Below are 13675 nucleotides of genomic sequence, written 5' to 3' on the forward strand. Positions count from 1 at the left end.
GGTGCCGGAGTCCGGTACCCGCGTTCAGGCCTGGTCGGTGCCGCCGACCAGGTCTTCTTCGTCGATGAGGTGCTCGAAGGCGCGCAGGTTCTTCAAGGATTCGCCGCGCGAGACGCGCCACTTCCATTCCTTGCGGATGGATTCGGCGAAGCCGAGTTCGAGCAGGACGTTGAAGTCGGTGTCGACGGCTTCCAGGATCTGGCCGAAGATGCGGTCGAGTTCGTCGGGGGTCACCGACTCGGCCGACGTGCGGCCCACGAGGTAGATGTCGCCGACATTGTCGAGGGTGTAGGCCACGCCGTAGAGGCGGCGGTTGCGGCGCAGCAGGTACTTGTAGACGCCTTCGAAGTTCTCGTCGGGCTTGCGGCAGACGAACGTCTCGATGCGCACGCCGTGTTTGCCGACGGTCAGCATCACCGTCGTCTTGAGCTTGCGCTCACCGGGCAGCACGACGATGAAGGTGTCCTCGCCGTGGCGGGTGTACTCGATCTCGCGATCGCGCAGCGTCTCGTCGATCACCTGCGATACGGCGCTCACCTGCGTACTCCTGTCCGGCGCCGCCACAGCGCCCGCGATCTGGCCTGACCGGTGTCGCCCGCGAGCAGGGCGATGGGGCCGCGTTCGGCACGGAACCCGGCCATGGCCGCAGCGTAGCTGTCGAGCAGGCCCTCGGCGGTGTGCGCCCAGGAGAACCGGCTCGCGTGCGCGACGGCGGTGCTGCCCATCTCGGCCAGCCGGGCGGGGTCGTCGAGCAGGGCGGCCAGCGCGTCGGCCCAGTCGGGGGTGCGGTGCCCGGCGACGAGCAGGCCCGATTCCCGGTCGCGCACGGCGGTGCCGAGCCCGCCGACATCGGCGGCCAGCACGGGCGTGCCGCTGGCCTGGGCCTCGATGGCGACCAGGCCGAAGGATTCGTTGTAGCTGGGCACGGCCACCACGTCGGCGGCGCGATACACCTGCACCAGCCGGTCGGGGGCCTGCGGCGGCAGGAAGGTGACGCGCTCGGCGATGCCGAGGTCGGCGGCCAGTTCGATGAGCGCGTCGGGGCGGGCCAGGCCGGTGCCCGAGGGTCCGCCGACGATGAGGACGCGCAGGTCGCGGCGGGGATCACGGCGCAGCAGCTCGGCGGCGGCGCGCACCAGCACGTCCGGGGCCTTGAGCGGCTGGATGCGGCCGACGAAGGCCACGATCTGCTCGTCGGCGCGCAGCCCCAGCTCGGCGCGGGCGGCGAGCTTGTCACCGGGGCGGTAGCGGGTCAGGTCGGCGCCGGGCGGCACCACATCGATGCGGTCGGGCGAGGCGCCGTAGAGGTCGACCAGCTGACCGGCCTCGTCGGCGGTGTTGGCGACCAGGCGGTCGGCCTCGGCGATGACCTGCTTCTCGCCGATCACCCTGGTCTCGGGTTCGGGGGTGTCGCCCTCGGCCAGCGCGGCGTTCTTGACCGCGGCCAGGGTGTGGGCGGTGTGCACCAGCGGGACGCGCCAGCGGTCGCGGGTCAGCCAGCCGACCTGGCCGGAGAGCCAGTAGTGCGAGTGCACCAGGTCGTAGTAGCCGGGCAGGTGGCGGGCCTCCTGGCGCAGCACCTCGGCGGTGAACGGGCACAGCTGGGTGGGCAGTTCCTGCTTGTCCAGGCCCTCGAACGGGCCCGCGACGACGTGGCGCACCAGGACGCCGGGGGCGGCCTCGGCGACGGGAGGCAGGTCGGAGGAGGTCGCGCGGGTGAAGATCTCCACCTCGGTGCCGCGTTTGGCGAGCTCGAGCGCGGTCTGCAGCACGTAGACATTCATGCCGCCCGCGTCACCGGTGCCGGGCTGGGCCAGTGGCGAGGTATGCACCGACAGCACCGCGATGCGGTGGGGCAAGAGATCCTGGCGACGCTGACTCACACCTTCCAGTGTGCACGCCGCGACGCCGCCACCATCATCCCCACCGGGATCGGTGACGGCTGTCACACCGCATTCGTGAGTGAGTTCACGCCGTGTCCGCCCTCGAGCGTGCCCGATTCCGCCCGCCGTCGCGAGCGCTTTTTCGCCATCACGCTCACTTGTTCAACGCCGACTCGAACAGCGGCCACGATTTGTGCAGATCCTGTTCCCAATAGCCCCAGGAGTGGGTGCCGGTGGGCCGCAGATCGACCGTGGCGGGGATGCCGAGCGACTGCAACCGGTCGCGCAGCTGCTGGGTGCACACATTGGTGACGGCCTCGAGTGTCGCCCCGAACAGCAGCTGATAGGTCAGCTGGATCGGGTCGCCCTGGGCGCCGATGGTGTCGAGCGGGCCGGGGATGCCGGTGCCGGAGGAGATGTAGACCTCGGTGCCGCGCAGGGCTTCCGCGTGCAGATAGGGGTCGTGGGCCGACCACGCCGGGTCGGTCGGCGGGCCCCACATATTGGCCGCGTTGCCGAGCCTGCTGCCCACGACCGTGCGCACGATGGCCTGTCCGCGCGGATCGCTGGTGCGCACGCACCCGCTGTAGGACCCGATGCCTCGGTACAGCCCCGGCTCGGCGAGGGCGAGCTGGAACACCGAGGTACCCGCCATCGACAGCCCCGCAATGGCATTGGCGCCGGTGCCGTCGAACGCGTCGTCGATCACCGGCGGCAGTTCCTTGGTGAGGAAGGTGGTCCAGCGCTGTTTGCCCAGCACCGGGTCGTCGGTGCGCCAGTCGGCGAAATAACTGCCCGCTCCACCGAACGGGATCACCACGTTGACCTGCTTGTCCTTGAAGAACGACACCACGTCGGTGCGGTCGAGCCAGTTCCCGTCGGCCCCGCCGCCGACCCCGTTGAGCAGATACAGCGTGGGCGCCGGTTCGTCCGGGTTCGCCGCGCGCAGCACCCGCACCCGGTTCACCGTGTCCATCGACGGCGAGTACACGCCGATGTCGACGGTGTTGTCGGCCTCGGTCCGCTGATCCTCGATCCGCGCCACGGCGGTGGGCGTCGCGGGCGCGTAGGCCGCCGCGCCGACCGTGGTGACCAACGCGGCCACCGCCGCGACGACGATCCGCGCGCCTCTTGCCCGACCAGACATCATCGAACTCCGATCTCGACGCCGAATCCTGTTCCCTGCTCGCGATCCAACGACATCTTCGAACGCTACACACGGATTCGGGAAAACATTGTGACGATTACCAGAAGATTTTCCGCACCCCTGTGCGCGAATGCAGGATGCCGACCCGTCGGTGTCCGATCACAATCACGGCCGTATCACGTTGGTGCCGTGGACGAACCACGTTACTACCTCCATCGATCCGCTTCCAGGCAACCTACGCTGCGCTGACCGGGCACATGTCGTCGCGGGTGCCCCGATGCGGAGGAATCATGTCGGACATCGCTGTTGTCGGAATCGGCCGCCGATTCGCCGGGGAAAAAGACTCACCGGAATCGTTCTGGGATTTCGTCATCGAAAAGCGCGATGCCGTCGTGGAATTTCCGGAAACGCACTGGGATCCCGATTTCTTCGGACTCTCGCGGCGCGCGGCGACCGACCTCGACCCGCGGCGACGGTCGCTGCTCGAGGTCACCTGGGCGGCGCTCGACGACGCGGGGATGGCAGGGCGGGTCGACGGTCGCTCGGTGGGTGTCTACGTGAGCGGGTCCGCCGCCGCCGCACTCGATCTCGGTCCCGCGCTCACCGTCGACACCACGTGCTCGTCCTCGCTGACGGCGATCCACCTGGCCTGTCGGGCGCTGGCCGAGGGTGATTGCCACGTCGCGCTGGCGGGCGGAGTGGACGTGGATGCGGGCGGCGCGGGCATGGTGGTACTCACCCGACTCGACGACGCCGTGCGCGACGGTCACCGGGTGTACACGGTGCTCGAGGACACCGGCGCGCACTTCCACGTCGCGGAGCCCCGACCCGAGCCAGCTGCCCCACGCACACCGAAACACCATGGCGTCCTGCCGATCTCGGGGGATAACGCGGCGGACTGCCGTGCCATGGCTGGCCGGTACGCCGACCTGATCGACGACGGCGCCGACCCCGACCGACTCGCCGAGACGGCCTGGACTCGGGAGCACCGTCCGTTTCGCACCGGCGTGTTCGTCGACGGCGCGCCCGAACTGATCCGCGAGCTGCGCGGTTACGCCGAGGGCGCGGGTCGCGACGCCACCCGCGTGGTCGCCGGGGGCGGGCCCGACCCGGTGTTCGTGTTCTCCGGAATGGGCCCGCAGTGGTGGGGCATGGCGCGCGAACTGCTCTGCGCCGAGGGCGCTTTCGCGGCCACCGCGCAGCGGGTCGACGCGGCGTTCCACGCGGTGGCGGGCTGGTCGATCATCGGTGAGCTGTTGCGGCCGGAGGAGGAGTCACGGGTGACCGCGACCATGGTCGCCCAGCCCGCGAACTTCCTGGTGCAGGTCGCGCTGGTCGACGAGCTCGCCGCGCACGGTATCCGGCCCGCCGCGATCGTCGGACACAGTGTCGGCGAGGTGGCCGCGGCGTATGTGTCGGGGATGCTGACCCTGCGCGAGGCGGTCACCGTCGTCTATCACCGGGCCAGCCTGCAGTCGCGTACGGCCGGGTCGGGCGGGATGCTGGCCGCCGGGCTGAGCGTGGAGCGGGCCAGCGAGCTGATCGGGCCCGAGCTCGATATCGCGGCGGTGAACGGCCCGCACAGCCTCACCCTCGCCGGTGCGCCGGGGCAGCTCGACGAGTTGGCCGAAAAGCTCACCGAGCAGGGCATTTTCGCGCGTAGGCTGAGAGTAGAGGTGCCGTATCACAGCCGTCTGATGGATTCCATCCTGCCCGAATTGCGCACGGCGCTGGACGATCTCGACCCGCAGCCGCCGAGTGTTCCGCTGTATTCCACGATCACCGGCAACCAGGTCACCGGAGGCGACTGGGGCGCCGAGTACTGGTGCGCGAATGCGCGCCGGACCGTGCGGTTCTCCGAGGCGGTGACAGCACTGATCGGCGCGGGCAGCCGGGTGTTCGTCGAGGTCGGTCCGCACCCGGTGCTCTCGGGCAATATTCGCGAGTTGCTGCTCGAGCTCGGCGAGACCGGCGCCACCGTGCCCACCCTCGACCGCAAACAGCCCGACGCGCTCAGCATCCGCGGCACCGTCGCCGGGCTCTACGGCGCGGGCGCGCTCGACCTCGACGCGCTGTTCCCACCCGACCAGCCCGTGACCCCGGATCAGCCGCGGTATCCCCGGCAGCGCACGTCGCCGGTCGAGCGGTCGCGACAGGGCGGGTACGCCATGCTCGGCGAGCCCGATCCGGAGGGCAGGCCGGGCTGGCTGACGCGGATCGACACCGAGACGCTGCCGTGGCTGCCGGATCACGTCGTCGGCGGAGTGCGGATGCTGCCCGGCGCGGCCTACCTGGACGCGGCGCTGAGCGTGGCGGCCCTGCGGCGGGGCGAGCCGCGCGTGGCGTTGGAGAACGTGCGGTTCGTCGCGCCGCTGATCACGGACTCGCCCGACGCGCCGCTGCTGGAATTGAGCGTGGAGGAGGCGAGTGGGCGTTTCCTGATCCGCTCGCGCGAGGCGGGCGGCACGGCGTGGACGGTCAACGCGACGGGCCGCTTGCTCACCGGCGGGTTCGAGCCCACAGAAACTGTTGTCCCCGTGTTGGATTCGGCAGTCGAGGTGGCGCCGGAGCAGTTCTACTCGGCGCTCGCGGCGCGGGGGTTGCGGTACGGGGCCGCCTTCCGACGGGTCACCTCCGTGCGGGCCGACAGTGACACGGTGGTGGCGACGGTCGACGCGAGTATCGCGGCGGGGTCGGGGCATCTCGCGCATCCGGCGGTGGTCGAGGCGGCCATGCAGGTGGCGGCGCTGCTGTTCGCCGACGAGGCGCTCGGCGCGGGCGCGCTGATGCCCGTCGCCGTGGACGCGGTGCGGCTGTTCGGGGCGCTGCCCGCGCAAGTCACCGTGCTGGCCCGGCGCGACCCGACGGCCCGGCTGCGCGCCGAGATCGAACTGCTCGATGAATCCGGCACCCGCTGCCTGCACCTGGTCGGCGTCCAGCTCGGCGCCCTCGACCCCGCCGCGAGCCCCCTGCACCGCATGGCCGAGTTCTGCTACACCGACGAATTCGAGCCCCGCCCACCCCTGGAACCCACCACCCTCCCCGCCATCGACGACACCGCCACCATCGTCGTAGCCCTCGGCCCCGGCACCCTGGCCCGCCAACTGGCCAGCGCCCTCCCCGCCGCCGTCCTCCACCACGCCGACCCCACCACCGACCCCACCGAAACCACCTACATCACCGAAGAACTCACCCAACACCTCTACGCCGCCGTCCACGCCCTCCGCGCCACCAAACCCCCACACCGCCCACCCACCGCTCCCACCTCCGAACACCAGCCAACCACCGACAGCACGGCCACCGACCCCGCACAGGCAACACCCGACCCGGAACCCCAGCCGACCACCCGCAGCGCCGTTGCCGACTCGATGCACGCGACGCCCGCACCCGCGCACCAGTCGACGACCGACCGCGCGGCTGCCGACGCCGCACAGGCCACGCCCGAACCCGCACATCAGCCGACCATCCGCAGCGCGACCGACGCCGCGCAGGCAACACCCGACCCCGCGCACCAGCCGACCACCGACAGCGCGGCCGCCGACCCCGCGCACTGGCCGACCCCCCGCAGCGCGACCGCCGATTCCGCGCACACCACGCCCGCCCCCACACGCCAACCGACCAGCGACAGCGCGGCCGCAGACGCCTCGGTGGAATCCGCACACCGGCCGTCTGCGGACAACGGTTCCCGCGGCGCCCACCGCGCGGAATTGCCACAGTCCACGGCGGACGGCGGCCAGGCAGATGGTCCGGCCGTCATCCGGCGCGATCGTCTGCACATCTGCCTGGTGGTGGGCACCCTTCACGACGACCTCGCCGCACTGTGGACGTTGAAGCAGATCGCCGTGGCACTGGGTGAATTCGCGCAGACGCTGGTCGCGCCGGGGGATGTGGTGCCCGCGCTCGGGGAGGGGCTCATCGATGTCACGCTGGTCACCGAGCAGGCGTTCGTCCTGCCCGATGACGTCGCCGAGCCGCAGCATCGCCACCGTGCCCTGGCGGGGGCCCGGCGGGTGCTGCTCAACGAGCAGACGGGGCTGCGGTGGCGGTTGGTCGACGGGGATCGTGCGACCGCGCTCGACGTGCTCGTCGGCGAACTGGCCGTGCCGGGCGCGTTCACCGCCGACGACACCGACGAGATCCTGCTGCGCGCGGGGACCCGCTGGGCACCGGTGGTGGTCAGGCGCCTCCAGGACCGCATCGACCAGCTCGACACCGCGCACCCGCTGACCGACTCGGCGGCCGATTTCGCTCTCGAGCTGCCACCATCGCGGCTGCTCTCGGCGCTGGCATGGCGCGAGAGCCCCCGGCGCGATCCCGAGCCGGGGCAGGTGGAGGTGCGGATGCGGGTGATCGGCCTCAACCACAAGGACCCGCTGAAGGTGATGGGCCTGCTCGGCGAGCGCGAACTGGCTGGCACCTTCTTCGGCACCGCGCCGGGCATGGAGGGCGTGGGCACCGTGGTCCGGCTCGGAGCGGGAGTCACCGCGCTGGCCGAGGGCGACCTGGTCGCCATCGCCGCCAAGGACATGATGCGCCGCTACCACCTGGTCGACCAGCACGCGGCGATCCGCCTGCCCGCCGACACCGACCCCGGATCATGCACCAGCACCACCGCTTTCGCCACCGCCGAGTACGCGCTGCTGGACCTGGCCCGGCTGCTGCCCGGCGAGACGGTGCTGATCCACGGCGCGGCGGGCGGGGTCGGTTCGGCGGCCATCCAGGTCGCCAGGTCACGCGGGGCGCGCATCATCGGCACCGCGAGTACGCCCGAACGGCGCGCGCACATCCGCGTGCTCGGGGTGGATCACGCGCTGCACTCGCGCTCGCTCAATTTCGCCGACGACGTGCTGCGGCTCACCGACGGCCTCGGCGTCGACGTGGTGCTCAATACCGCGTCGGGTGAGGTCCTGCGTCAGAACTTCCGCGCCGTCACCGAATTCGGGCGCATCGTGGAGGTCGGCAAGGCCGACGTGTACACCGGCGGTCTGCTGGACATGGGCAACTTCGACAAGAACCTCTCCTACTTCTCCGTCGACCTGGACCGCATGTGCGCGGTGCGTCCGATGCAGCTCGCCGACCTACTGGGCCGCGTCTACGAGAAGCTCGAGGCGGGCGCCTATCAGCCACTGCCCTACCAGATGTTCGAAACCCACGAGGTGGCAAGAGCTTTCGACGAGGTGATCCGATCCGCGCGGATCGGCCGGATCGCACTGAGCATGGACGACACCGCGCCGCCGGTGCGCCCCCGACTCCCCGAGGTGCCGATCCACGGCGCCGCCACCTACCTGATCAGCGGTGGCTTCGGCGGCTTCGGGCTGGCCACCGGTCGCTGGCTGGTGGGCAAGGGCGCGCGGCGGCTGGTGCTGGTGGGTCGGGACGGGGCCCGCGACGCGCAGGCGCGCCAGCAGATCGAGGCGTGGCGCGCGCACGGGATCGAGGTCGTGGAGGAACTGGCCGACATCGCCGACCTGGTGGCGGTGACCGAAGTGGTCGGGCGCGCGCACGTGGACGGGTATCCGCTGCGCGGGATCTATCACGCCGCAGACGCGGTGACCGCCAACAGCATCGGCCTGATGGACCTCGACGACCTCACCCGCGTATACCGACCGAAGGTCCTCGGCGCGCGGGTACTGCGTCGCGCGGTGCGCAATGCGGGGATCGAGTTGGACATGTTCGTCCTGTCCGGCTCGGGCGACTCGATGTTCGGCCTCGTCGGCCGATACCACCAGAACGCCGCCGATCTCGCGCTCGAGGCGCTGGCCGAGCAGTGGACGCGGGCCGGGGAGCGGGTGCTGTGCGTGAGCTGGGGACACCTGTCCGGCGCCACCGACGACCCGGCCGCCGAGAATCTGGAAGAGACCGGGTTCTCGCCGATCGACCTGGCCGACGGCACCGCCTACCTCGAACAGGCCCTGCGCCTGGGTCTCACCAGGGCCGCGATCATTCCCACCGACTGGGCCCGGCTGGCCGCCGCGTTCCCACAGATGAGCCGCACCGGCAGGTTCGCCACCCGGATCGCCGCCGCGGACGATGCGGCACCGGCGCGGCGGCGGGGCGAACCGGCCGCGTTCGACGAGGGCGAGCGCGGCCACGCCGATCCGCTGGTGATAGGCGTGGCCCCCGCGCTGGCCGGAGGCGTGCGATGACGACAGGCGAGCAGATCACCGGCGCCGAGTCGACGGGGCAGGTCAGCGCACCGGATGCCCGTCACGGCGCCTGGCAGGCCTTCGCCGGGTGCCTGATCGCGGTGTTCATGCAGATGATCGACGTGACGATCGTCAATACCGCCCTGCCCAGCATCACCGCCGACCTGCGCGCCTCCCCCGCCCAGCAGCTGCTGGTGGTCACCGCGTACTCGCTGGCCTTCGCCTGCACGCTGCTCCCGGCGGCCCGGCTCGGCGCGATGTTCGGGCGGCGGTGGCTGTTCCTGGGCTCGGTGATCGCGTTCACCGCCGCCTCGGTGTGGTGCGGAATGTCGGGCAGCGCAGTGGAATTGATCCTCGCGCGGGTGGCGCAGGGCATCGCTGGTGGTGCCATGGCGGCGCAGACCATCGCCATTCTCACCGCGAGTTTTCCGCGCGGTAGACATCCGCTGGTGTTCGCTGTGTACGGCGGGACGGCCGGGTTCGCCGGAATGCTGGGACCGATCGTCGGCGGGGCGCTGATCACCGCGGATATCGCTGGTAGCGGCTGGCATTCGGTGTTCCTGATCAATGTGCCGATGGGCGCGCTGGCCTTCGCGCTGGCCTTCCGCTGGCTGCGTCTGGGTCCGGCGTCGGAACGCGGGCGGCTCGATCTCGGCGGGGCGGTGCTGTCGACGGTGAGTCTGTTCCTGCTGCTGTCGGCGCTGGCGACGGTGCAGCAGGACGGATGGCGACTCGGACCGGCCGCCGTCGCGCTCGTGGCACTGGCGATCGGCGCGATCTTCCTTGTCCAGCAGCGGCATTCGACGAAGACGCCACTGGTGCGGACGGCCCTGTTCGAGGATCGCGGGTTCGCGGTGGGCTCGATCCTGGTGACGATGTTCTTCGGCCTGTTCACCGCCTTCGTGTTCGCCATCTCCATCACCCTGCAGGACATCGTCGGGTTCTCCCCGCTGCGCACCGGCGTCGCGATGACGCCGTTCGCGCTCGGCGCCGGAGCGGGCGCGCTGGCCTCGCCCTGGCTGATCGCGCGCTGGGGCCCGCGCGCCATCGCGGCCGGGATCGCGTGGTTCGGGGTGTGTGTGGCGATCGGCGCGACGTATCTGTGGTGGACCGACGGCACCGTCGACCTACGGATCGCGCTGGTGCCGATCTTCGTCGCGGGCACCGGGGTCGGGGTGTTCGGTGTGCAACTGCAGCCGATGATGCTGGCGCGGCTCTCGCAGCAGCGCATGGACGACGCGTCCGGGCTGCTGCCGACCATCGAACAGGTGGGCAACGGCCTCGGACTCGCGCTGCTCAGCGCCGTGTTCTTCCGCGCGCACACCCTCGGCGGGGCGCTCATGATGTTCGCCGCGGTGTCCGTGCTCGCCCTCGCGATGGGCGTGCTCGCCCTCGCCCTGCCCGGGTACGAACGGAAGTAGCCGCGTGGCCGGATTCGGTCTGCTCGAGGCGTGGCATCCCGCCACCGGGCGGCTGGTGAGCTGGCACGCCTCCGCCGCCGCGGTCGCGTGGGCCGCGCGGGCGCCGCGTCATCCGGTGCCGCCCTCGCATCAGCAGGAGCAGTATCTGGCGGCGGCGTACCGGCATCGCGAGGCGGCGTTCCGGTTCTCCGGGCTGTGCGTGGCCACCACGGCGATGCCCGGTCCGCTCGACCGCGCGGCGATGACACGCGCCGTCAACGCGTTGCTGCGCCGCCACGACACCTTCCACAGCTGGTTCGACCGCGCGTCCGACGGCAGCGTCGGCCGACACCTGATCGACCCGGCCCGCATCGATTTCGTGCCGGTGGACCACGGCACCGCCGACGGCAATCGGGTCCGCGCGCATGTGCGGCAGAGCACGCCGGGACCGTTCGAGTGGCACTGCTTCACCTTCGGCGCGATCGAGCACGGCGAGTCCACCACGCTGTATCTGGCCGTCGACCGTCTGCACACCGACGTCGCGGGCCAATACCTCTCGTGCTTCGAACTCGCGCACCTGTATCTGCGCGAGATCGGCCGTGCCGCCGGAACACTCACGCGGCCAGCCAGTTTCGTCGACCACTGCGCCCGCGAGCGCGCCGCCTCCGCCGAGCTCACCCGCACCTCCCCCGGCGTGCGCCGCTGGCTGGAACTGCTGCGCGGCAACCACGGCGAACTACCCACGTTCCCAGTGGATCTGGGCCGCGCGCACGAGAACTACCACCGCAGCGCGCACCGCACCATCGACCTGTTCGACGAGGCCACCGCCCTGCGCTTCGAGAAGATCTGCCGCGAGCACGGCGCGGAATTCACCGGCGGCGTCTTCGCCGCCGCCGCGCTGACCGAACGCGAACTCGTCGACAGCGACTACTACTTCGCCCTGTCGCCGGTCAGCACCCGCTCCTCGGTCGCCGAACTCACCTCGGTGGGCTGGTACGTCACCCTCATCCCGGTCGCCTTCCCGATCGGCGCCGCCACCACCTTCGCCCGCGCCCTCGCCACCGCCCAGCGCGCCTACGAACACGGCCGCACCCTCGCCCCGGTCTCCCCCCACCGCGTCCTGGAACTCGCCGCCGACGACCCCGACATCGCCGCCCGCCCCGGCTGGGCCGCCCCGACGATCTCCTACATCGACGCCCGCGACGCCACCGGCGGCGAGTACGTCACCGGCGCGACCACCGGCGTCTACGCCCACCGCGTCACCACCGAGGAAATCCTCCTGTGGATCGACCGCCGCCCCACCACAACCACCCTCAGCGCCCTCTACCCCGACACCCCCACCGCCCACCGCACCGTCGACCGCTACCTCCACACCCTCCGCACCACCTTCATCACCGCCACGCGGCACTGAGGTAGCACGAGTCCTACAGTCGTTTCATGGGCACTTTCGGATTGCGGGAGCTGCGGCAGCAGGCCTCCGAGCTCGTCCGCAAAGCGGAGTACGGCGAGGACGTCACCATCACCGTCGCGGGACGCCCGAGCGTGCGGCTGGTCCCGGTCGCCCCGGCCCGCTGGCGCCGCCTCGACGAGATCGCCGATCTGTGGTCAGGGACGGCGGACCCCGAGTGGGAGGGTGACCGTGACCTCATCGACCAGGGGCTGCGCGATCCGTGGACGAGGTGAGCGGTGAAGGCCGGGCCGTCCTCGACACCAGCGTCGTCATCGCCGACGACATCACACCGATCCCCGGCTTGCTCACATCAGCGCCGCCACCGTCGCCGAACTCCACTTCGGCGTACTGGTCGCCAAGTCCGACAGCGTTCGCGCCGAGCGGCTTCGACGGCTGACCATGTTGCAGCGCCGCTTCGACGCGCTACCGGTGGACGACGCGGTCGCCGCCAGCTACGGAATCATCGCCGCCGTCGTCAGAGCGGGACGCCAACCGCGCGCCCGCACCATGGACCTCATCATCGCGGCGACCGCGCACGCGCATTCCGCCAGGCTCTACACCCGCAACCCCGATGATTTCCTCGGACTCGACGACCTCATCGAGGTCCGGTCGGCCTGAATCGCCACCGTCACGGATCACCCAGCGGCGCAGGGGTATTCGGTGAGGGTGTGGGTCCCCGCGCCGCAGAAGGCGAAGCCGCCGCCGTGCAGGTAGAGCACGGTGGCGTCGGCCAGGCGGTCGGTGGCCGCCATCGCCGGAAGGCAGCGCTCGACCGGCACGCCGCCCAGCTCCATGCGTGAACGCTCCAGAGCGGCGAGCACCGGCACCGCGCCGAGCACGGTGTCGAGCAGGGGTCTGACATGTCAATCTGTCAGATTAGATTGCGTCAGTATGGCATGAGACATCGATGACCGAAAGGATGGAATCCGAGCATGCCGACACCACCGGAACGACCGGGTCGGCGGTACTCCGGGATGGACGCCGAGGAGCGCACGCGCGCTCGACGGGCGGCGATCCTGGCGGCCGCGCTGGAACTGTTCGGCACCGATGGGTTCGCGGCGACCTCGGTGAAGCAGATCTGCCGGACAGCGGGACTGACCGAGCGGTACTTCTACGAATCGTTCAAGGACCGGCAGGCCTGCCTGATCGGGCTCTACGACACCCTGGTCGCCGATCTGCGCGCGGCCACCGAGTCCGCGATCACCGCGGCGAACCCCGGCGACCTCGCCGCGGCGGCCCACGACGGTCTGGCCGCCTTCATCGAACATCTCACCGACGATCCGCGCCGGGCCCGGGTGATCCTGATCGAGGTCGTCGGTGTCTCGGCGGAGCTCGAGGAACTGCGCCACGGCGTGCTGCGCGCCTTCGCCGACCTGATCGGCGCGGTCGCCACGGCCGACCCGGAGGTCGACGCCACCGCCGAGGACACCCGACTCACCGCCATCGCCCTGTCCGGCGGGGTGAACAACCTGCTCGTGGACTGGATGATGACCGGCAAACACCAGAGCCCCGCCGTGCTGACCAGGGTGTGCGCCACCCTGTTCGTCTCCGCGCTCACCGGACTACGCCGCCCGCCGCGGTAGACCCGGCACTTGCCACCGGCCCCCACCGTGGTCATACTGGAGTTTCATCTGACATGTCCACGTGTC

At 70.9% G+C, this 13675-nt stretch carries 11 protein-coding genes; 7 read left to right on the forward strand and 4 right to left on the reverse strand.

Features of this window, described 5'->3' with window-relative positions:
- Window positions 1-24: 24 nt before the first annotated feature.
- From QC180_RS05920 to QC180_RS05930, 3 genes are all read right to left on the reverse strand, one after another.
- Entirely contained in the window at window positions 25-537 is a 513-nt protein-coding gene (locus QC180_RS05920) for a type III secretion system chaperone family protein (protein WP_278261567.1), read from the reverse strand.
- Window positions 534-1892, reverse strand: a complete 1359-nt coding sequence (gene mshA / locus QC180_RS05925) for a D-inositol-3-phosphate glycosyltransferase (protein ID WP_278261899.1) — start codon at window positions 1890-1892, stop codon at window positions 534-536. Before mshA ends, QC180_RS05920 begins: the two co-directional genes overlap by 4 nt.
- A gap of 145 nt (window positions 1893-2037) precedes the next feature.
- Window positions 2038-3030, reverse strand: coding sequence for an alpha/beta hydrolase (locus QC180_RS05930; protein WP_474646399.1), 993 nt, complete (start codon window positions 3028-3030; stop codon window positions 2038-2040).
- A 290-nt stretch (window positions 3031-3320) separates the two neighbouring features.
- Here QC180_RS05930 and QC180_RS05935 point away from each other — a divergent pair, with 290 nt between their 5' ends.
- From QC180_RS05935 to QC180_RS05960, 6 genes are read left to right on the forward strand one after another with little or no spacing between them, the layout of a single operon-like run.
- Window positions 3321-9176 (forward strand): acyltransferase domain-containing protein, encoded by a 5856-nt coding sequence (locus tag QC180_RS05935; protein ID WP_278261569.1) that lies wholly within the window; start codon window positions 3321-3323, stop codon window positions 9174-9176.
- On the forward strand, window positions 9173-10597 hold the full coding sequence (locus QC180_RS05940) for an MFS transporter (protein WP_278261570.1): 1425 nt from the start codon (window positions 9173-9175) through the stop codon (window positions 10595-10597). The genes QC180_RS05935 and QC180_RS05940 overlap by 4 nt, the downstream gene beginning before the upstream one ends.
- A gap of 4 nt (window positions 10598-10601) precedes the next feature.
- A complete protein-coding gene (locus tag QC180_RS05945) occupies window positions 10602-11987 on the forward strand; it encodes a condensation domain-containing protein (protein WP_278261571.1) in 1386 nt (461 codons plus the stop codon).
- Window positions 11988-12013: 26 nt separating this feature from the next.
- Window positions 12014-12259 carry a type II toxin-antitoxin system Phd/YefM family antitoxin gene (locus tag QC180_RS05950; protein WP_278261572.1) on the forward strand — a complete coding sequence of 82 codons (246 nt, stop codon included), beginning with the start codon at window positions 12014-12016 and terminating at the stop codon, window positions 12257-12259.
- Window positions 12247-12423, forward strand: a complete 177-nt coding sequence (locus QC180_RS05955) for a hypothetical protein (protein ID WP_278261573.1) — start codon at window positions 12247-12249, stop codon at window positions 12421-12423. The genes QC180_RS05950 and QC180_RS05955 overlap by 13 nt, the downstream gene beginning before the upstream one ends.
- Window positions 12375-12644: a PIN domain-containing protein gene (locus QC180_RS05960; protein WP_278261900.1), complete on the forward strand. Its 270-nt coding sequence runs from the start codon at window positions 12375-12377 to the stop codon at window positions 12642-12644. The genes QC180_RS05955 and QC180_RS05960 overlap by 49 nt, the downstream gene beginning before the upstream one ends.
- Before the next feature lie 17 nt (window positions 12645-12661).
- Here QC180_RS05960 and QC180_RS05965 read toward each other — a convergent pair whose 3' ends face one another.
- Complete coding sequence (locus QC180_RS05965; RefSeq protein ID WP_278261574.1) at window positions 12662-12820, reverse strand: hypothetical protein; 159 nt, start codon at window positions 12818-12820, stop codon at window positions 12662-12664.
- A 138-nt stretch (window positions 12821-12958) separates the two neighbouring features.
- Here QC180_RS05965 and QC180_RS05970 point away from each other — a divergent pair, with 138 nt between their 5' ends.
- Window positions 12959-13609, forward strand: a complete 651-nt coding sequence (locus QC180_RS05970; RefSeq protein WP_278261575.1) for a TetR/AcrR family transcriptional regulator — start codon at window positions 12959-12961, stop codon at window positions 13607-13609.
- Window positions 13610-13675: the final 66 nt, after the last annotated feature.

This window comes from Nocardia anocheti (genome assembly GCF_029675105.1).
GTDB lineage: Bacteria > Actinomycetota > Actinomycetes > Mycobacteriales > Mycobacteriaceae > Nocardia.